Below are 21,145 nucleotides of genomic sequence, written 5' to 3'. Positions count from 1 at the left end.
CGTAGGAGGGCTTGCGGTGACGGCTGTCGAGGGCTGGGAGGACGTCCCGGCGGAGGTGCGCCGGCGGCACGCCGAGCTGGCGCAGGAGATCACCGACCACCGCGCCCGCTACTACGAGCAGGACGCCCCGGTCGTCAGCGACTCCGAGTTCGACGCCCTGATGCGCGAGTTGGAGGCGCTGGAGGCCGAGCACCCGGCCCTGGTCACCCCCGACTCCCCGACGCAGAAGGTCGGCGGCGCCCCGACGGAGCTGTTCGCCGAGGTCGAGCACCGCGAGCGCCTCCTCAGCCTCGACAACGCGATGGACGACGACGAGCTCGCCGCCTGGGCCGAGCGCGTCGCCGGCGAGCTGGCCGGCATCGACTACCACTACCTGTGCGAGCTCAAGGTGGACGGCCTGGCCGTCAACCTCACCTACGAGAACGGCCAGTTGGTGCAGGCGGCGACGCGCGGCGACGGCCGGGTGGGCGAGGACATCACCGCCAACGTCCGCACCATCAAGGAGATCCCGCACCGACTCAAGGGCGAGAACGTCCCCGAGCTGGTGGAGATCCGCGGCGAGGTCTACTTCCCCACCGAGGCCTTCGAGGCGCTCAACGCCTCCTTCGTGGCGGAGAACGAGCGCCGCCGCGCGGAGAACGAGGAGCGCGCCAAGGAGGGCAAGCGGCCCCGGGCGATGATCCGGCTGTTCATGAACCCGCGCAACGCCGCGGCCGGTTCGCTGCGCCAGAAGGACCCGCTGGTCACCGCCTCTCGCCCGCTGCACATGGTGGTGCACGGCATCGGCGCCCGGGTCGGCTTCGACATCGACAACCAGTCGCACGCCTACCGGCTGCTGCACGACTGGGGCCTGCCCACCGCCCGGCACAACGAGGTGGTGGGGACGCTCGACGAGGTGCGGGCGTTCATCAAGCACTTCGGCGAGCAGCGGCACTCGGTCGAGCACGAGATCGACGGCGTGGTCGTCAAGGTGGACGAGATCGCCCTGCAGGGCCGGCTCGGCGCCACCTCCAAGTCCCCGCGCTGGGCGATCGCCTGGAAGTACCCGCCGGAGGAGGTCACCGGCAAGCTCGCCGAGATCAGGGTCGGCATCGGCCGCACCGGCCGGGCCACCCCGTACGCGGTGCTGGCCGAGCCGGTGAAGGTGGCCGGCTCGATGGTGCAGTACGCGACGCTGCACAACCAGGAGGTCGTCAAGGCCAAGGGCGTGCTGCTGGGCGACACCATCGTGCTGCGCAAGGCCGGCGACGTCATCCCGGAGATCCTCGGCCCGGTGGAGAGCCTGCGGGACGGCACCGAGCGGGAGTTCGTGATGCCCTCGCACTGCCACGAGTGCGGGGCCGAGCTGCGCCCGATGACCGAGGGCGACATCGATCTGCGGTGCCCCAACGCCCAGTTCTGCCCGGCCCAGATCCGCGAGCGGATCGCCTTCCTCGGCGGGAGGTCGAGCCTGGACGTCGAGGGCCTCGGCTACGTCGCGGCCACCGCGCTGACCCAGCCGCTGGAGCCGGCCGAGGCGCCGGTGAAGGACGAGGGGGACGTCTTCGGGCTGACGATGGAGCAGCTGCTGCCACTGCAGGTGCTGGTGCGCGACCAGAAGACCGGCATGCCCAAGCTGGACGACCGCACCGGCAAGGAGAAGAAGGCCACCTTCTTCGCCAACCAGAAGGGCGAGCCCAAGAAGACCGCCGGAGTCCTGCTGGAGAACCTGGAGAAGGTGAAGGACCGCCCGCTCTGGCGGTTCCTCAACGGTCTTTCGATCCGGCACGTGGGGCCGGTCGCGGCGCAGGAGCTGGCGCGGGAGTTCCGCGACCTGGACCGGATCTTCTCGGCCACCGAGGAGGAGCTGGCCGCGGTCGAGGGCGTCGGGCCGATCATCGCCCGGTCCGTGGTGGAGTGGTTCCAGGAGGAGTGGCACCGGGAGATCCTGGAGAAGTGGCGCGCCGCCGGGGTGCGCTTCACCGAGGAGTTCGCGGACGAGGAGGAGGCGGAGCGCCCGCTGGAGGGTCTGACCGTCGTGGTGACCGGCACGCTGGCCGGCCACACCCGGGACGGTGCCAAGGAGGCGCTGACCTCGCGCGGAGCGAAGGTGACCGGTTCGGTTTCGAAGAAGACCGATTTTGTGGTCGCCGGTGACAACCCGGGATCCAAGTACGACAAGGCCGTTCAGCTCGGACTGCCCGTCCTGGACGACGCGGGCTTCGCCGTCCTGCTGGCCGACGGACCGGCCGCCGCCCGTGCCCACCTGGGACTTCCGGAGCCGGAGGAGGCCGCCGAGCCGGAGCAGGTGCCCGCCGAGGGCTGACCCGGAGCCGACCCGAGCGGCGCGCGGCCGGATCCGTGTTGTTATCGTCCTGATGCAACGTCACCGGGTACGTGCAGTGAAAGCGGGCATTGTGTCACTGTGTGACACTCGTGCGCGGTGGCGCGTTTCCGGTTGTCCGAAAGTCTGCCCACCGGGTGGGCCCAGGCATACCCTGGTGCGCAACAGAGTGTCAGCAGGGGTGGGGGCACCGGCTGAGCCGGTGCTCCGCGGGGTCGCTCCATGCCCGGCAGCTGTCGGTACCGGCACGGTGCCTCACCGTAAGGCGGCCTGACGGGGCGGGCCCGACGGAGGACAGGGCTTATGGATCGTACGACCGGCGGTGCGCCCACACGCCCGCCGCAGGGGGTGGCGGGTGCGGTCCTGCTGCTCGGCGTGCTGCTGGCCGGTGCTGCGCCGCTCATCCCGCTGGCCGTCCTGGTCTACCGGTACGAGCCCGAACTGCTGCCGCTGTTCGCGGTGCCCCTGGCCGTGCTGGTGGCGGCCTGGCGGATCGCCCGGGACCGCGCCCGTGACCAACTGACCGACCCCCTGACGGACCTGCCCAACCGTCAGGCCTTACTGCTGGCCGCCCAGGAGGCGATCGCGGAGTGCGACCAGGGGTACAGCGTCGGTCTCATCCTGCTTGACCTCGACCGCTTCCGATCACTCAACGACACACTCGGTCATACGGCCGGTGACCGGTTGCTGGTTCACATCTCCCGCCGACTGCACCGCGCACTGCGCTCCGGCGGCCCGGCCGGCAGCGCCACCCGGGAGTCCATCGACGACGTCTTCGCCGGGCTGCCCCGGCACTACCGGCGCGGCCGCCCGATGGTGGCGCGGATGGGCGGCGACGAGTTCGCCGTCCTGCTGCCCGGCATCAACTGCCCGGACAGCCTGGAGCGGGTCGCCAAGGCGCTGATCGCCGAACTGGCCGCCCCGATCCGGCTGGACGGGCTGCTGCTCGTCCTGGAGGCCAGCGCCGGCGTCTGCGTCTACCCGCAGCACGCCCAGGACGCCGAGTCCCTGCTGCGCCGCGCCGACGTCGCGATGGGCCACGCCCAGCGCGGCTGCAGCGGCGTCGCCCAGTACGACGAGACCCAGGACGCCGACACCCCGTACCGGATCGGGCTGCTGGGGGACCTGCGGCGGGCCCTGGAGACCGGCGAGGTGCAGCTGCACTACCAGCCCAAGGTGGCCTTCGACGGCCGGGTGGTCGGCCTGGAGGCGCTGCTGCGCTGGGAGCGCCCCGGCCAGGGCCGGGTCTCGCCGGACGAGTTCGTCGGGCTCGCGGAGTCCAGCGGCCTGATGCCGCGGCTCACCGACTACGTGCTGGAGGCGGCGGTCGGCCAGCTCGCCTACTGGCGCGACCAGGGGCTGCAGGTGCAGGTCGCGGTGAACGTCTCGCCGCGGGACGTGCTCAACCCCGGCTTCGCCCAGCGCGTCGCCGGCCACCTCGTGCGCCACCAGGTGCCGGCCCACGCGCTCCAGCTGGAGATCACCGAGCGGCTGCTGCTGGACGACTCCCGGCGGGCCGCCGACACCCTCGCCGAGCTGCGCGGCTACGGCGTCGGGATGTCCCTCGACGACTTCGGCACCGGACACTCCTCGCTGGTGCGGCTGCGCAGCCTGCCGGTCGGCGAGCTGAAGATCGACCGCTCGTTCGTCTCCCGGATGGTCGCCGACGACCACGACGCGGCGGTGGTCCGCTGCTCGGTGGAGCTCGCTCACTCGCTGGGCCTGACCGTGGTGGCCGAGGGCGTCGAGGACGACGAGACCTGGGAGCGGCTGCACTGCATGGGCGTGGACGCCGTCCAGGGCTGGCTGGTGTCGGCCGCGCTGCCGGCCGAGCAGGCCACCGCCTGGCTGCGGGTGCACCGCACCGGCGCGCCGCCGGTGGAACGGCTCGGCGCGCCGCCGCAGCTGCGGGCCGGCCTGCAGCCGCTCCAGGGCGGCAAGCCGGTCCAGGGCAAGCCGATCGTCCAGCCGGCCATCCCGCCGGTGCTGCCGCCGACGCTCCCGCCCGTCCTGCCCCCGGTGCTGCCGCCGGTGGTCCAGGCCGTCCAGGCCGCGCAGATGGAGATCAACGCGCCGGGCACGCAGAGTTGGGCCCGCTTCCGGCCGCAGTGACGGACGCGGTGATCGAAGCGGTGATCGCACGGTGATCGAAGCGGTGATCGCACGGTGATCGAAGCGGTGATCGACGCCGTGCCGGACGCCGCCGCGGGGGTGGTGGCGGGGACGCGACCCGGCGGCGACGGGCGGCTCGGCTCACTCGTTGGCCGGTGGCCGGGCCGGGCCCCATAGGATGGGGTCCAAAGACCACGAGGACGGAGCGCCGAACCCGGCTGCTCCTGCCCGGGCCCGGCACCGCCCGCAAGGCACGCCGGGCCTCACCAGAACTCACCCTGAGGATCGCTGCATGCCTGGCATCACGCGCGAGGAGGTCGCCCACCTCGCCCGGCTGTCGCGTCTTGAGCTGAAGCCCGAAGAGCTGGACCACTTCGCCGAGCAGCTCGACGTGATCATCGGCGCGGTAGCCCGCGTTTCCGAGGTCGCCGGACAGGACGTCCCGCCGACCTCCCACCCGCTGCCGCTGACCAACGTCATGCGCGCGGACGAGGTGCGGCCCTCGCTCACCCCGGAGCAGGCGCTGTCCGGCGCCCCCGCCGCCGAGGAGCAGCGTTTCCGTGTGCCGCAGATCCTCGGGGAGGACTGACCGAGATGACCGAGCTGATCCGTTACACCGCCGCCCAGACCGCGAGCGCCATCGCCAAGGGCGAGGTGTCCGCCGTCGAGGTCGCGCAGGCGCACCTGGACCGCATCGACGCCGTCGACAAGAAGGTCAACGCCTTCCTGCACGTCGACACCGAGGGCGCGCTGGCCGCCGCCAAGGCCGTCGACGAGAAGCGCGCCAAGGGCGAGGAGCTGGGCCCGCTCGCCGGCGTCCCGCTCGCCCTGAAGGACGTCTTCACCACCAAGGGCGTCCCGACCACCTGCGGCTCCAAGATGCTCGAAGGCTGGATCCCGCCGTACGACGCCACGCTGACCGGCCGTCTCAAGGACGCCGGCGTCGTCATCCTCGGCAAGACCAACATGGACGAGTTCGCGATGGGCTCCTCCACCGAGAACTCGGCCTACGGCCCGACCGGCAACCCGTGGGACCTCACCCGCATCCCCGGCGGCTCCGGCGGCGGTTCGGCCGCCGCGCTGGCCGCCTTCGAGGCCCCGCTGGCGATCGGCACCGACACCGGCGGCTCGATCCGCCAGCCCGGCGCCGTCACCGGCACCGTCGGCGTCAAGCCGACCTACGGCTCGGTGTCCCGCTACGGCCTGGTCGCGTTCTCCAGCAGCCTGGACCAGGGCGGCCCGTGCGCCCGCACCGTGCTGGACGCGGCGCTGCTGCACGAGGCCATCGCCGGGCACGACCCGCTGGACTCCACCTCGATCGACGCGCCGGTCCCGGCCGTGGTCGAGGCCGCGAAGATGCGCGACGTCCGCGGCATGCGGATCGGCGTGGTCAAGGAGTTCGCCGGCGAGGGCTACCAGTCCGGCGTGATGCAGCGCTTCAACGAGTCGGTGGAGCTGCTGCGCGAGCTGGGCGCCGAGGTCGTCGAGGTCTCCTGCCCGTCGTTCACCCTGGCGCTGCCGGCGTACTACCTGATCGCGCCGTCGGAGTGCTCCTCCAACCTGGCCCGCTTCGACGCGATGCGCTACGGCCTGCGGGTCGGCGACGACGGCACGCGTTCGGCCGAGGAGGTCACCGCGCTGACCCGCGAGGCCGGCTTCGGCGACGAGGTCAAGCGGCGCATCATCCTGGGCACCTACGCCCTGTCCTCGGGCTACTACGACGCCTACTACGGCTCGGCCCAGAAGGTCCGCACGCTCATCTCGCGCGACTTCGACGCGGCCTTCGCCGGCGTGGACGTGCTGGTCTCGCCGACCACGCCGACCACCGCCTTCCCGATCGGCGAGCGCGCCGACGACCCGATGGCGATGTACCTGGCCGACCTGTGCACGATTCCGTCGAACCTGGCGGGCAACGCGGCCATGTCGCTGCCGGTCGGGCTGGCCCCGGAGGACAATCTCCCGGTCGGCCTGCAGATCATCGCACCCGCGATGGCGGACGACCGCCTGTACCGCGTGGGCGGCGCCGTCGAGGCCGCGCTCAACGACAAGTGGGGGCACACCCTGCTGGAGGAGGCACCGGCACTGTGAGCAAGATCGAGAAGGCCAGGACGCAGTCCACTTCCCTGAAGGGCTTCAAGCACAGCAAGCCCGGACTGTGGCTGTCCATCGGCACCAGCGCCTTCGGCGCGATCTCCATCGCCAAGGACGTCCGCAAGGCCCGCGAGGAGAGCGACACCCTCAAGCTGGTCAACGCCCTGGTCGGCGCCGCGGCGCTGGTCACCGGCACCGCCCTGCTGGTGCGCGAGCTGCGCCGGCTGGGCTCCGACGACGTGCTGCTGGGCTGAGCCGAGCCGAGCTCCCAGGCCCGGCCCCGCGCGAGCGGCGGCCGGGCCCGTACCTCCCAAGCTTCAAGTGAGAAGGGACGCTGTGAGCGTCATGACCCTGGTCTCCTACGAGGACGCTCTGGCGTCGTACGACCCGGTGATGGGCCTTGAGGTCCACGTCGAGCTCGGTACCAAGACCAAGATGTTCTGCGGGTGCTCGACCGAGCTGGGTGCCGAGCCGAACAGCCAGACCTGCCCGACCTGCCTGGGCCTGCCGGGTTCGCTGCCGGTGGTCAACGCGATCGGAGTGGAGTCGGCCGTCAAGATCGGCCTGGCGCTGAACTGCGAGATCGCCGAGTGGTGCCGGTTCGCGCGGAAGAACTACTTCTACCCGGACATGCCCAAGAACTTCCAGACCTCGCAGTACGACGAGCCGATCGCCTTCAACGGCTACCTCGACGTGCAGCTGGAGGACGGCTCGACCTTCCGCGTGGAGATCGAGCGCGCCCACATGGAGGAGGACACCGGCAAGTCCAGCCACGTCGGTGGCGCGACCGGCCGCATCCACGGCGCCACGCACTCGCTGCTCGACTACAACCGGGCCGGCATCCCGCTGATCGAGATCGTCACCAAGCCGATCGAGGGCGCCGGCGAGCGCGCCCCCGAGGTCGCCAAGGCGTACGTCGCCGAGCTGCGCGAGGTCATCCGCTCCCTCGGCGTCTCCGAGGCCCGGATGGACAAGGGCCAGATGCGCTGCGACGTCAACCTGTCGCTGCGCCCGAACGGCACCGAGACCTTCGGCACCCGCTCGGAGACCAAGAACGTCAACTCGCTGCGCAGCGTCGAGCGGGCCGCCCGGTACGAGATCCAGCGGCACGCCACGGTGCTGACCGACGGCGGCACCATCGTCCAGGAGACCCGCCACTTCCACGAGGACAACGGCACCACCACCTCGGGCCGGATCAAGGACAACGCCGAGGACTACCGCTACTTCCCCGAGCCGGACCTGGTGCCGGTGGCCCCCGCCCGCGAGTGGGTCGAGGAGCTGCGCGCCGCCCTGCCCGAGCTGCCGCGGGTGCGCCGCGCCCGGCTGCAGGCCGAGTGGGGCCTGTCCGACAAGGACATGCAGTCCGTCCTCAACGCCGGTGCGGTGGGGCCGATCCAGGAGACCATCGCGGCAGGGGCCCCGGCCGACCAGGCCCGCAAGTGGTGGATGGGCGAGCTGGCCCGCCGCGCCAACGAGACCGGCACCGAGCTGAGCGAGCAGCCGATCACCCCGGCGCAGGTCGCCCGGGTCGCCGCGCTGGTCGCCGAGGGCAAGCTGAACGACAAGCTGGCCCGCCAGGTCATCGAGGGCGTGCTGGCCGGCGAGGGCGAGCCGGACGGGATCGTCGAGAAGCGCGGCCTGGCCGTGGTCTCGGACGACTCCGCGCTGGGCGCCGCCGTGGACCAGGCCATCGCCGAGAACGAGGGCATCGCCGCCAAGATCCGCGACGGCAAGGTCCAGGCCGTGGGCGCGCTGGTCGGCGCGGTCATGAAGGCCACCCGCGGCCAGGCGGACGCCGCCCGCGTGAAGGACCTGATCCTGGAGAAGCTGGGCGTGTCCGCCTGAGCGGGTCCTTCCCAGGGCACCTAGGCTGTCAACCCTGCCTTCCTAAGGTATCTAAGGCATCTAAGGCCCTCTAAGTAAGGCCTAAGGCCCGGTCTCACCTCCGTAATGGGGTGAGGCCGGGCCTTAAACCTTTTCCGGAGCCCGATCTAAGGCATCCGGGCCCCGGAAGATCGGGCACGCTCCCGATGCCCCACCCCCCACTGGGAGAGGAAGCTCTTACTCGTCAGCGAAACGCAGTGAGACCCACAAGGGGAACCGAAGTGATCGAGTACCAGACCTTCCAGCAACAGGCCCACGAGCTCGTGGCCCGCGCCGAGCACGAGCGACTGGTCCGCGAGGCCAAGCAGGCGAGCCGCCTGCGGCAGCGCCCGGTGGCCTCCCGCTTCCAGCGGCGCCCCGTGCGTCGGCCCGAATGCTGACGGTGCGGCACCACGGCGGTGCCGACGGAGTTCCGGAGGGGGAGACGCGAGTGAGCGTCTCCCCCTCCGGGCGTTCGCCAGGGGAGATAACCCCTCGGCCGGTCCCCACCGGCTATGGCATGCTCGCCTCCATGCAGCAGATATCGGTCAGCCCCGTCTTCGTCGGCCGTGGCAGCGAGATCACCGAACTGACCGACGCGCTGCGCCGGGCGGGCACCGGCAGTCCGCAGGCCGTGCTGATCGGCGGCGAGGCCGGCGTCGGGAAGACCCGACTGCTGGAGGAGTTCCTGGAGCGCGCCGCCGACCGCGGAGCGGTCACCTCCCTCGGCAGCTGTCCGGAGGTCGGCGCCGAGGGCCTGCCGTACGCGCCGCTGGCCGCCGCGCTGCGCCGGCTGCACCGCTCGCTGGGCACCGACTTCGAGGCCGCAGCGGCCGGCAGCGAGGGCCACCTCGCCCGCCTGCTCTCCGAGTTCGGCGAGGCGGACGGCGAACCCAACGACGAGTACGGCCGGGCCCGGCTGTTCGAGCACACCGCGAGGCTGTTCGAACGGCTCGGCGCGGAACGTACCCTCGTCCTCGCCGTCGAGGACCTGCACTGGTCGGACCGCTCCACCCGCGAACTGCTCGCCTTCCTGGTGCGTACCCTGCACCGCTCCCGGGTGCTGCTGGTCGCCACCTACCGCAGCGACGACCTGCACCGCCGGCACCCGCTGCGCCCCTTCCTCGCCGAGCTCGAACGGCTGCGCACCGTCCAGCGGTTGGAGCTGGAGCGGTTCGACCGCCGCGAGGTGGCCGCGCAGCTGGCCGGCATCCTCGGCACCGCCGCCCCCGACCGCCAGCTGGTGGACCGGATCCACCGCCGCTCGGAGGGCAACCCCTTCTTCGTCGAGGAACTGGCCACGGCCTTCCAGGACGGCTTCGGCGCCGGGCTGACGGACTCGCTGCGGGACATCCTGCTGGTACGGGTCGAGGGCCTGGACGAGGAGGCCCAGCGGGTGGTGCGGATCGCCGCCGAGGGTGGATCGCACGTCGAACACGCCCTGCTGGCCGCCGTCCTGGACGACGACGAGGAGGCGCTGATCGAGGCGCTGCGCTCGGCGGTCGGCGCCAACATCCTGCGCCCGGACAGCGAGGGCGAGGGCTACCGGTTCCGGCACGCACTCGTCCGCGAGGCGGTCTCGGACGACCTGCTGCCCGGCGAACGCCACCGGATCAACCGCACGTTCGCGCTCGCCGTCGAGGCCCACCCGCAGCTGCTCTCCTCCGACGCGCTGCCCGCCCGGCTGGCCAACTACTGGTACCACGCGCACGATCCGGCCCGCGCCCTGCCGACGGCCCTGGACGCCGCCCGGGCGGCCCGCCGCCGCAACGCCTTCGCCGAGCAACTGGGCATGCTGGAGCGGGCCCTGGAACTGTGGGACATGGTTTCCGAGGAGGTGCTGGCGCACACCCTGCGCCCTTACGACTGGGCCGAGACCTACCCGCCCGGCTCCTGCGACCACAGCGCCGCCGACGAGGAGTGCGACCGGATCCAGCTGGAGGACGTGCTGGCCGAGGCGGTGGTCGCGGCCCGGCGCACCGGCGACCGCGAGCGCGGCCTGAGCCTGGCCAAGCGCGGGCTGCGGCTGGTCGACGAGACGGTGCACCCGGTGCGCGCGGCCTGGTTCCGGATCAACCGGGCCCGGATGCTGGGCAGCCTGCGCCGCTCCGGCGACGAGGAGGAGATCGGCCACGCGCTGCGGCTGGTGGCGCAGCTGCCGCCGTCCGCCGTCCAGGCCGAGGTGCTCGCGCTCGGCGCCGGCTCGGCGATGCTCAAGAAGCCCGGTCCCGAGCACCTCGAACTCGCCGAGCGGGCGATCCGGATCGCCCAGGAGGTCGGCGCGCACTCGGTCGAGGTGCACGCCCGGATGACCCTCGGCGGCCTGCGCTACGACGTGCACGGCGACGCCGAGGGCGGGCTGGCCGAGCTCGCCGGGGCGGTCGAGCGGGCCCGCCGGCTGGGCGTGCCCGACCTGCTGCTGCGCGGCATCAACAACCTGGCCAGCATGCAGCGCGGTCTGGGCCGGCCCGAGGAAACCGTCCGGCTGGCCCGCGAGGGGCTGGAGTTCGCGGACGGCAACGGCCTGCTGCGCAACATCGGCACCATCCTGACCGGCAACCTGGTCGAGGCGCTGACCGACCTCGGACGGGTCCAGGAGGCCGCCGAAGTGCTCGCCGCCTGCGAGCTGACCAGCCTCAGCGGTACCCACGCCGAGTTCCTGGACCGGATGCGCGGCGAACTCGCCCTGCTCCGGGGCGACCTGCCCACCGCGGCGACCATGCTGGCGCAGGCCCGGGCGGCCAACCGGGTCGGCCAGGTCCAGCACAGCGTGCCGATCAGCCGGCTGGCGGTGCGGCTCGCCGCGCTCGGCGGCCGGCCGCTGGACGCCCGGGCCGAACTGCTCGCCGCACTGTCGGAGGAGGGTCGCCTCGGCCACGAGTCCGACGTCTACCCGCTGCTGGCCGAGGCCGCCGGGGTGGAGGCGGACACCCGGGGCCTGCCGGAGGCCGACGCGGGCCGGGCCGGGGCGCTGGCCGCGATCGGCGCGGCCGCCGGGCGGCTGCGGCCCCGGGCGCCGCTGCACCACGGCTGGGCCCGGCTGCTGGAGGCCGAACTGGCCCGCGCCGAGGGCGCCGACACCCCGGAGCAGTGGGGTGCCGCGGTCGAGGCGCTGCGGCCGACCGGTCTGCCGTACCCGCTGGCGCTCGCCCTGCTGCGGGCCGGTGAGGCCGAGGTGCTGGCCGGGCGGCGCGACGACGGGGCCGAACTGCTGCGCGAGGCGGCCGAACTGGCGGCCGTCCGGGAGGACCGGACGCTGGGGGCGCAGATCGCGGGCCTCGCCGAGCGGGCCGGGCTGAGCCTCGCCCCCGCCGAGCGGGCGGCGGCGGAGCCGGCTCCGGCCGCGGCCGTCGGGGACTCCTTCAACCTCACCCCCCGTGAGCGGGACGTGCTCCGGTTGCTCGCGCGCGGCTGGACCAACCGGCAGATCGCCGAGGAACTGTACATCTCTCCGAAGACCGCGAGCGTGCACGTCTCCAACATCCTGGGCAAGCTCGCGGTCGGCGGCCGGGGCGAGGCGGCCGCGCTGGCGCACCGGCTACGGCTGTTCCCGGACGACCAGGCCCTGTCGGGCCGCTGAGACCCGGCTTCGCCGCCGGGCCCGGAGCACCGCCCCGCCACCGCTCCTGGTGGCGGGGCGCCGCCGTGTGCTCCCGTGCGCGCCGCGTGAGCCCCCGGCCGCGCGCCGCCGCCAACCGGGCCGATCCGCCGGAATCGGGGGCATTTCCCCACCTCTGCGCCATTACTCTAAGTTGAGTGTGCGTGTCATTGAGTGACGGAATTGGTGTAGGGTCCATTTTGGGAGCATCGGTGCGGTGCGGCGGCCGGCAGGCCGCCCACCCCCTGGGCCACCGTCCTGACGGGGCGCCAGGCCACCGCGTACGGCTGAGAGGTGCGCGTCCGGTGGCCCGTGGCCGGGGCGCGAGGCCCCGGGCCGGAGGGGGAGAGGCCGAGTGAGCTCCACCGATACGGTGCTGCCCGAAACCGGACGCCCGGGTGCACCACCCGTCGACGCGTCCGCCGCCGGGGCGGCTCCCGCGCCCGCCCGCCGCGGCCCGCTGCGCCGGCTCCGGGAGAGTCGCGCGCTGCCCGGACTCGTTCTGGGCGGGCTCTGCCTGGCCTACGCCCTGGGCGCCACCGCCGGCTGGGGATCCCGCCAACTGTCCATCTTCATGGGCGACTTCGGCCTGGCCGCGGCCGCCCTGGCGGCCGCCCTGTCCTGCCTGGTGTACGGCTGCACCGTCGGCGGGCACGCCCGCCCGGCCTGGCTGCTGTTCGGCCTCTCCTCGCTCATGGTCGCCTGCGGCAACGGCACCTGGGGCTGGTACGAGCTGGTCGTGCGCACCCCCCTGCCGCGGGACTCGCTCGCCGAGTACGCCTTCCTGCTGTTCGCCCCGCTCGCCATCACCGGCGTCCTGGTGCTCGCCCAGCGCCCGCGCTCCGCGGCCGGCTGGCTGTGCCTGCTGCTCGACGGCTGGCTGATCGCCGGCTCGCTGTTCACCCTCAGCTGGAGCCTGGCGCTCGGCCGGATCGCGGCCGGCGAGGACTGCTCCCCGCTGCGGCTGGCCCTCAACCTGGCCTACCCGGTGCTGGACATCCTGCTGGTCAGCCTGGTGGTCGGGCTGCGCTTCGGCGGCCGGGACGGCAACCGGGCGGCGGTGCACACCGCGATGCTGGCGCTCGCCGTCACCGTGCTGTGCGACGCCCTTTTCACCTCCCCGGAGCTGCGCAGCAGCTACCACTCCGGCGAACTGCTGGACGCCGGCTGGTTCTCCGGCAGCCTGCTGCTGGCCTGGGCGCCGTGGTCGGTGCGCTGGCGCCGCCCGCTGCGCGAGCACCCCTCGGCCGGCGGCCTGCCGCGCCGCCGGGTGGCCACCACCTTCAGCGCGCTCACGCCGTACGCCGCCGCCGCGGTCTGCACCGCCGGAATCCTCTACAACGCCCTCGGCGGGCGCGAGTTGGACCGCGTGGTGGCCGCGGCCGCGTGCACCGTCGGATTGGCACTGATCCTCAGGCAAGGCGTGATGCTGCTCGACAACCTGTCGCTGGCCCAGGAACTCGCCCACAAGGAGTCGCACTTCCGCTCCCTGGTGCAGGGGTCCAGCGACGTCATCATGATCGCCGGCGCCAACGGCGTGCTCTCCTACGTCTCCCCGGCCGCGCTCGGCGTGTACGGGCGGGACCCCGAGGAGCTGGTCGGCGGAAACCTGCTGGACCTCGTCCACCCGGAGGACGTGGACCGGGTGCTCTCCGAGGTCCGCCGCTACCTCGCGCGGATCCGGCTCACCGCCCACCGCGTCCCGGCCACCGCCGAGCCCTCCGCCCGGGTGGAGTGCCGGATCAGCTCCGGCGACGGCGAGTGGCTGCACGTCGAGTCCACGGTCAGCCGGCACCGCGACGGGCTGCTGCTCAACAGCCGGGACGTCACCGAACGCGTCATGCTGCAGGCCCAGTTGCAGCACAACGCCTTCCACGACCCGCTCACCGACCTGCCCAACCGGGCGCTGTTCACCCAGCGGCTGCGGGCCGCCCTCGGCGCCCGCGGCCAGCAGGGCGGCACCGGCGCCGGGATCGCCGTGCTCTTCCTCGACCTGGACGGATTCAAGGCGGTCAACGACTCCGCCGGCCACCAGGTCGGCGACGAGCTGCTGGTGCAGGCCGCCCGTCGGCTGCAGGGCGCCGTCCGCTGCGGGGACACCGTCGCCCGGTTCGGCGGCGACGAGTTCGCCGCCCTGGTCTGCGGCCCGCTCGGCCGCCTCCAGGTCCAGGAGCTGGCCGAACGGCTGCGCGTGGCGCTCTCCGAGCCGTACTGGATCGGCGGCGCCGAACTCGGTGTCGCCGCCAGCATCGGCATCGCCTTCGGCACCCCCGAACGCGGCCCCGCCGCCGACCCCAGAGCCGCCGCCGACGAGCTGATGCGCAACGCCGACCTCGCGATGTACCGGGCCAAGTCCGAGGGCAAGGGCCGGGTGGTGCTCTACACCCCCGCGATGCGGGCCGACCTGGAGCGCCGCACCGAGCTGGAGGAGCGGCTGAGACTGGCCGTCCGGGAGGGCGGCTTCACCCTGCTCCACCAGCCCGTGGTGGACCTCGCCGACGGCGCGGTGACCGGCGTCGAGGCGCAGGCCCGCTGGCGCTCGGCGGGCGGCCTGCTGCTCACCCCGGCCGAGTTCCTGCGCTCCGCCGAGCACGGCGACGCGGCGACCCGCTTCTCCCGCTGGCTGCTCCGCGAGGCGGTCGCCGCGGCCGCCGCCCGGCGCGGCCTGCACAGCCGGGGCCGGGGCGCGCCGGAGCCCGTCCCGGTCGCCGTCCGGCTCTCCGCCGAACGGCTCTGCTCGCCCGGCGTGTACGAGACGGTGGCCGCCGCGCTGCGCGACAGCGGGCTGTCGGCCGGCGAGCTGGTGATCGAGGTGGCCCGGATGGGGCCGGACTCGCTCGCCGACGAACTCGGCCGGCGGCTGGCCGCGCTGCGCCGGCTCGGCGTCTCCACCTGGCTGGCCGGCTACGGCGCGGGCGGCGGCTCGCTCGGCGCCCTCGCCCGGCTGCCCCTGGACGGCCTCAAGCTGGACCGCACGCTGGTGCAGGGCCTCGGCGAGTCCGGGCTCGCCCGTACGCTCGCCGGGCACGCCCTGCGGCTCGGCCGCGACCTCGGGATGGCCACCGCCGCCGAGGGCGTGGACCTGCCCCGCCAGGTCGCCGTGCTGCAGGAGCTGGGCTGCGGGCAGGCCCAGGGCTCGGCCTTCGCGCCGCCGCTGGACGAACCCAGGCTGCGCCGCGCGCTGGCCCGCCGCGGCTACCCGCTGCCGAAGCAGCCGGGCCCGCTCTCCGCCCGCCGCGGCCACCCGGCCGCCGACACCCGGACGAGTGGCCGACCGGACGCCGCGCCGGGACGTGGCGTACGTCACCACGGTGGCTCTGACCTGCCCGAACACCGGGCCGTTGCCGGTCCGGCCGGTGGTCCGCATGGCGAGACGGTCATCCCACCTGCTTGACACGCCACCCCGGACGGGAGGATGGTCGTTGCCATGCGCACCCGAATTCTCGTACTTGGCGGGCGCGTCGGCTGACAGGGCTCGCAAGCCCTGCTCGTGACAGACCGACGCGCCACCCCTCGCATGCCCTTGGGCACGAGGGGTTTTTTGTTGCACTGACGCTGTTCCACCCCGCAAGACCCCTGGCCTCGACCGCCCGAGATCCTCCGAGTTGTCGGATTGAGCGGGACGATTGAGGCAGAGCCGGCGATCGACCCGGACCGGGACCCCACCCTCGCAGCACCGGGGCCCGCAGCCGGGTCGGCAAAACCCGAGAAGAGACAGGCAGATGACTGAGCACGCCGCATCCCCCCGCCGCGGGGACAACCCGGCCGCCAACGCTCCCGCTCCCCAGCACGTCGTCGAGACCATGACCGGCGCCCAGTCGCTCATCCGCTCCCTGGAGGCCGTGGGCGCGGACACCGTCTTCGGCATTCCGGGCGGGGCCATCCTTCCCGCGTACGACCCGCTGATGGACTCCGCCAAGGTGCGCCACATCCTGGTCCGGCACGAGCAGGGCGCCGGCCACGCCGCCACCGGGTACGCCCAGGCCACCGGCAAGGTCGGGGTCTGCATGGCCACCTCCGGCCCGGGCGCGACCAACCTGGTCACCCCGATCGCCGACGCCTACATGGACTCCGTGCCGATCGTCGCGATCACCGGGCAGGTCTCCTCCAAGGCGATCGGCACCGACGCCTTCCAGGAGGCGGACATCTGCGGCATCACGATGCCGATCACCAAGCACAACTACCTGGTCACCGACCCGGCCGAGATCCCCCGGGTGATCGCCGAGGCCTTCCACATCGCCGCGACCGGCCGCCCCGGCCCGGTCCTGGTCGACATCGCCAAGGACGCCCTGCAGGCGACCACCACCTTCCGCTGGCCGGTCGAGGCGGCCCTGCCCGGCTACCGCCCGGTCACCAAGCCGCACGCCAAGCAGATCCGCGAGGCCGCGAAGATGCTGGTCAGCGCGAAGCGCCCGGTGCTGTACGTCGGCGGCGGCGTGATCAAGGCGCAGGCCACCGCCGAGCTGCGGATCCTGGCCGAGCTGACCGGCGCCCCGGTGGTCACCACCCTGATGGCCCTCGGCGCCTTCCCGGACAGCCACCCGCTGCACCTGGGCATGCCGGGCATGCACGGATCCGTCCCGGCCGTCACCGCCCTGCAGAAGTCCGACCTGCTCTTCACCCTCGGCGCCCGCTTCGACGACCGCGTCACCGGCAAGCTGGACAGCTTCGCCCCGTACGCCAAGGTCGTCCACGCCGACATCGACCCGGCCGAGATCGGCAAGAACCGCCCGGCGGACGTGCCGATCGTCGGCGACGCCCGCGAGGTGCTCGCCGACCTGATCGTCGCCGTCCAGGCCGAGTTCGACGCCGGCCACAAGGGCGACTACGCCGAGTGGTGGGAGAAGCTCGACGAGTGGAAGAAGACCTACCCGATCGGCTACGAGCCGGCCCCCAACGGCCAGCTCTCGCCGCAGCAGGTCATCGAGCGGATCGGGCAGCTGGTCGGCCCGGAGGCGATCTACGCCGCGGGCGTGGGCCAGCACCAGATGTGGAGCTCGCAGTTCATCCGGTTCGAGAAGCCCGGCACCTGGCTCAACTCCGGCGGCGCCGGGACCATGGGCTACGCCGTCCCGGCGGCGATGGGCGCCAAGGCCGGCAGCCCGCAGACCCCGGTCTGGGCCATCGACGGTGACGGCTGCTTCCAGATGACCAACCAGGAACTGGTCACCTGCGCCCTGAACGGCATCCCGATCAAGGTCGCGGTCATCAACAACGGCTCGCTGGGCATGGTCCGGCAGTGGCAGACGCTGTTCTACAACCAGCGCTACTCCAACACCGTGCTGCACGCCGGCCCGGGCCACGACGGCATCGAGCCGCCGGCCCAGGGCACCCGGATCCCCGACTTCGTCCTGCTGTCCGAGGCGATGGGCTGCGTGGGCCTGCGCTGCGAGCGCCCCGAGGACCTCGACGCCGTCATCAAGCAGGCGATGGAGATCAACGACCGCCCGGTCGTCATCGACTTCATCGTCCACCAGGACGCCATGGTCTGGCCGATGGTCGCGGCCGGGACCAGCAACGACGAGATCCAGTTCGCCAAGGGCGTCCGTCCCGACTTCGGCGACGACTCCGACTGACCGGGCCCGCCCGCCCGTCGCCCGCCGCCACCCTTCTCGGGACCGGCCACGCCGGACCCCTCCTGTGCGACTGAGGAACCACATGTCCAAGCACACCCTCTCCGTCCTGGTCGAGAACAAGCCCGGCGTGCTCGCCCGCATCGCCTCGCTGTTCTCCCGTCGGGGCTTCAACATCGACTCCCTCGCCGTCGGCCCGACCGAGCACCCGGACGTGTCCCGGATGACGATCGTGGTCAACGTCGAGGACCTCCCGCTGGAACAGGTCACCAAGCAGCTCAACAAGCTCGTGAACGTGATAAAGATCGTCGAACTCGACCAGGCCGCTGCGATCCAGCGGGAACTGGTCCTGGTGAAGGTCCGCGCCGACAACGAGACCCGGTCGCAGATCGTCGAGATCGTCCAGCTCTTCCGTGCCAAGACCGTCGACGTGTCGCCCGAAGCGGTGACCATCGAGGCCACCGGCAGCTCGGACAAGCTGGAGGCCATGCTCCGGATGCTGGAGCCTTACGGCATCAAGGAGTTGGTCCAGTCAGGCCTGGTCGCCATCGGCCGCGGCGCCCGTTCGATCACCGACCGGTCGCTGCGCGCCCTGGACCGCAGCGCGTAAACAGCGCCAGGCGGCGACCCCGCCCGACTCGCCAAACCGTCTCAAACCCTGAAGCAAAGACCCCACACCCGCCGGGACCGCATACGGTGAACACCGCGAACCCGGCACCATGATGCAAGGAGATGTGCCCCCGTGGCCGAGCTGTTCTACGAAGACGACGCCGACCTGTCCATCATCCAGGGCCGCAAGGTCGCGGTCATCGGCTACGGCAGCCAGGGCCACGCCCACGCGCTGTCCCTGCGCGACTCGGGCGCGGACGTCCGGGTCGGCCTGAAGCCCGAGTCCACGTCCCGCGCCAAGGCGGAGGAGGCCGGCCTGCGCGTCGTCACCCCGGCCGAGGCCGCGGCCGAGGCCGACGTCATCATGATCCTGGTCCCGGACCCGATCCAGGCCGACGTCTACGCGGCCGACATCGCCCCGCACCTGAAGGCCGGCGACGCCCTGTTCTTCGGCCACGGCCTGAACATCCGCTACGGCTTCATCAAGCCCCCGGCGGACGTCGACGTCTGCATGGTCGCCCCGAAGGGCCCGGGCCACCTGGTCCGCCGCCAGTACGAGGAGGGCCGCGGCGTCCCGGCGATCGTCGCCGTCGAGCAGGACGCCTCGGGCAACGCCTTCGCCCTGGCGCTGTCGTACGCCAAGGGTCTGGGCGCCACCAAGGCCGGCGTCATCAAGACCACCTTCACCGAGGAGACCGAGACCGACCTGTTCGGTGAGCAGGCCGTCCTCTGCGGTGGCACCGCCGCCCTGGTGAAGGCCGGGTTCGAGACCCTGGTCGAGGCCGGCTACCAGCCGGAGATCGCCTACTTCGAGTGCCTGCACGAGCTGAAGCTCATCGTCGACCTGATGTACGAGGGCGGCCTGGAGAAGATGCGCTGGTCGGTCTCCGAGACCGCCGAGTGGGGCGACTACGTCACCGGCCCGCGGATCATCACCGACGCCACCAAGGCCGAGATGAAGAAGGTCCTCGCCGAGATCCAGGACGGCACCTTCGCCAACAACTGGATCGCCGAGTACAAGGCGGGCCTGCCCAAGTACAACGAGTACAAGAAGGCCGACGAGGACCACCTGCTGGAGACCACCGGCAAGAAGCTGCGCTCGCTGATGAGCTGGGTCAACGAGAAGGCCTGAGCCTTCCCCGCTCCGCGTTCGTAACGCCCTTGTACAAGTAGGCTGCTCCCGTCCGGGTGATTTCGCCGGACGGGAGCAGCCTGGTACCCAGCCCGTCGATACACTTCCGAGTGCGCGTCAGGCCCACAGCGTCGTGCGTCTACCTACGCGGCATGCCACCTTCCCCCGCCCTTCCACGCCACCTTCGTGCCGGGGGAACCGCAGAGTTAAGGACACACTGTCGTGAGCACTGTGACATCCAAGACCGCCGTCGTTCTGATCGCCGAAGAGCTGTCGCCCGCCACCGTCGACGCCCTCGGCCCCGACTTCGAGATCCGCCACTGCAACGGTGCCGACCGCACCGAGCTGCTCACCGCGATCGCCGACGTGGACGCGATCCTGATCCGCTCCGCCACCAAGGTCGACGCCGAGGCGCTGGCCGCCGCCCGCAAGCTCAAGGTGGTCGCCCGCGCCGGCGTCGGCCTGGACAACGTGGACGTCGCCGCCGCCACCAAGGCCGGCGTGATGGTCGTCAACGCGCCGACCTCCAACATCGTCACCGCCGCCGAGCTCGCCTGCGGCCTGCTGATCTCCGTCGCCCGCAACATCGCGCCGGCCAACGCCGCGCTCAAGCAGGGCGAGTGGAAGCGCAACAAGTACACCGGCGTCGAGCTGAGCGAGAAGACCCTCGGTGTCGTCGGCCTCGGCCGGATCGGTGTCCTGGTCGCCCAGCGGATGTCCGCGTTCGGGATGAAGATCGTCGCGTACGACCCCTACATCCAGGCCGCCCGCGCCGCGCAGATGGGCGTCAAGCTGGTCACCCTGGAGGAGCTGCTGGAGGTCTCGGACTTCATCACCGTCCACCTCCCCAAGACCCCCGAGACCATCGGCCTGATCGGCGACGAGGCGCTGCACAAGGTCAAGCCGACCGTGCGCATCGTCAACGCCGCCCGCGGCGGCATCGTGGACGAGGAGGCGCTCGCCGCCGCCCTGCGCGAGGGCCGGGTGGCCGGCGCGGGCCTGGACGTGTACGCCAAGGAGCCGTGCACCGACTCCCCGCTGTTCGCCTTCGACAACGTGGTCGCCACCCCGCACCTGGGCGCCTCCACCGACGAGGCGCAGGAGAAGGCCGGCATCGCGGTCGCCAGGTCGGTGCGCCTCGCGCTGGCCGGCGAGCTCGTACCGGACGCCGTGAACGTCCAGGGCGGCGTGATCGCCGAGGACGTCCGTCCGGGCCTGCCGCTGGCCGAGAAGCTCGGCCGGATCTTCACCGCGCTGGCCGGCGAGGTGGCCGTCCGGCTCGACGTCGAGGTCCGCGGCGAGATCACCCAGCACGACGTCAAGGTGCTCGAACTGTCCGCGCTGAAGGGTGTGTTCGAGGACGTGGTGGCCGAGACGGTGTCCTACGTCAACGCCCCGCTGTTCGCCCAGGAGCGCGGCGTCGAGGTCCGCCTGACCACCTCCAGCGAGAGCCCCGAGCACCGCAACGTGATCACCGTGCGCGGCACGCTCGCGAACGGCGAGGAGATCGCCATCTCCGGCACGCTGGCCGGCCCCAAGCAGACCCAGAAGATCGTCGGCGTGGACGCCTTCGACGTGGACGTGGCGCTCACCGACCACATGGCCTTCTTCAAGTACGAGGACCGCCCCGGCGTGGTCGGCGTGCTCGGCCGCCACCTCGGCGACGCGGGCATCAACATCGCCGGCATGCAGGTCGCCCGCGACGGCGGCGGCGCGCTGGCCTCCATCACCGTGGACAGCGAGATCCCGCAGGACGTGCTGACCGTGATCGCCGCCGAGATCGGCGCCCGCTTCGCGCGCTCGGTCGACCTGGGCTGACGGGTCCCCCGCCCGCGCAGGGCCCG

At 72.5% G+C, this 21,145-nt stretch carries 12 protein-coding genes and 1 pseudogene; all 13 read left to right on the top strand.

The features are described 5' to 3' along the window. The first annotated feature begins 16 nt into the window (after nucleotides 1–16). The 13 genes and pseudogenes from ligA to serA all read left to right on the top strand — a co-directional run bounded on the left by ligA (nucleotide 17) and on the right by serA (nucleotide 21,119). Nucleotides 17–2,305 (top strand): NAD-dependent DNA ligase LigA, encoded by a 2,289-nt coding sequence (ligA, locus tag ACZ7KX_RS14255; RefSeq protein WP_470326706.1) that lies wholly within the window; start codon nucleotides 17–19, stop codon nucleotides 2,303–2,305. 384 nt (nucleotides 2,306–2,689) lie between these two features. Next, a pseudogene (locus ACZ7KX_RS14250) lies at nucleotides 2,690–4,435 on the top strand (putative bifunctional diguanylate cyclase/phosphodiesterase); the annotation flags it as partial. 292 nt (nucleotides 4,436–4,727) lie between these two features. Next, a complete protein-coding gene (gene gatC / locus ACZ7KX_RS14245; RefSeq protein WP_030057414.1) occupies nucleotides 4,728–5,024 on the top strand; it encodes an Asp-tRNA(Asn)/Glu-tRNA(Gln) amidotransferase subunit GatC in 297 nt (98 codons plus the stop codon). A gap of 5 nt (nucleotides 5,025–5,029) precedes the next feature. Further along, nucleotides 5,030–6,523 (top strand): Asp-tRNA(Asn)/Glu-tRNA(Gln) amidotransferase subunit GatA, encoded by a 1,494-nt coding sequence (gene gatA / locus ACZ7KX_RS14240; protein WP_470326705.1) that lies wholly within the window; start codon nucleotides 5,030–5,032, stop codon nucleotides 6,521–6,523. After that, nucleotides 6,520–6,780: a hypothetical protein gene (locus ACZ7KX_RS14235; protein WP_470326704.1), complete on the top strand. Its 261-nt coding sequence runs from the start codon at nucleotides 6,520–6,522 to the stop codon at nucleotides 6,778–6,780. The genes gatA and ACZ7KX_RS14235 overlap by 4 nt, the downstream gene beginning before the upstream one ends. An 82-nt stretch (nucleotides 6,781–6,862) precedes the next feature. Next, complete coding sequence (gene gatB / locus ACZ7KX_RS14230) at nucleotides 6,863–8,371, top strand: Asp-tRNA(Asn)/Glu-tRNA(Gln) amidotransferase subunit GatB (protein WP_470326703.1); 1,509 nt, start codon at nucleotides 6,863–6,865, stop codon at nucleotides 8,369–8,371. A 260-nt stretch (nucleotides 8,372–8,631) separates the two neighbouring features. Continuing rightward, nucleotides 8,632–8,790 (top strand): hypothetical protein, encoded by a 159-nt coding sequence (locus ACZ7KX_RS14225; RefSeq protein WP_350520179.1) that lies wholly within the window; start codon nucleotides 8,632–8,634, stop codon nucleotides 8,788–8,790. Between the two features lie 131 nt (nucleotides 8,791–8,921). Continuing rightward, nucleotides 8,922–11,969, top strand: coding sequence for a helix-turn-helix transcriptional regulator (locus ACZ7KX_RS14220; protein ID WP_470326702.1), 3,048 nt, complete (start codon nucleotides 8,922–8,924; stop codon nucleotides 11,967–11,969). 478 nt (nucleotides 11,970–12,447) lie between these two features. Beyond that, nucleotides 12,448–15,381 carry a putative bifunctional diguanylate cyclase/phosphodiesterase gene (locus tag ACZ7KX_RS14215; RefSeq protein WP_470326960.1) on the top strand — a complete coding sequence of 978 codons (2,934 nt, stop codon included), beginning with the start codon at nucleotides 12,448–12,450 and terminating at the stop codon, nucleotides 15,379–15,381. A gap of 328 nt (nucleotides 15,382–15,709) precedes the next feature. After that, nucleotides 15,710–17,563: an acetolactate synthase large subunit gene (locus tag ACZ7KX_RS14210; protein WP_350520177.1), complete on the top strand. Its 1,854-nt coding sequence runs from the start codon at nucleotides 15,710–15,712 to the stop codon at nucleotides 17,561–17,563. 82 nt (nucleotides 17,564–17,645) lie between these two features. Continuing rightward, nucleotides 17,646–18,170, top strand: a complete 525-nt coding sequence (gene ilvN, locus ACZ7KX_RS14205; RefSeq protein WP_030057405.1) for an acetolactate synthase small subunit — start codon at nucleotides 17,646–17,648, stop codon at nucleotides 18,168–18,170. A gap of 132 nt (nucleotides 18,171–18,302) precedes the next feature. After that, the gene (ilvC, locus tag ACZ7KX_RS14200; RefSeq protein ID WP_350520176.1) at nucleotides 18,303–19,301 is read left to right on the top strand and encodes a ketol-acid reductoisomerase; all 999 of its coding nucleotides are present in this window, start codon (nucleotides 18,303–18,305) and stop codon (nucleotides 19,299–19,301) included. A 231-nt stretch (nucleotides 19,302–19,532) separates the two neighbouring features. After that, entirely contained in the window at nucleotides 19,533–21,119 is a 1,587-nt protein-coding gene (serA, locus tag ACZ7KX_RS14195; protein WP_470326959.1) for a phosphoglycerate dehydrogenase, read from the top strand. Nucleotides 21,120–21,145: the final 26 nt, after the last annotated feature.

It is taken from the genome of Kitasatospora sp. NPDC038210, from assembly GCF_055600605.1.
This window is presented reverse-complemented; position numbering and strand designations above follow the sequence as displayed.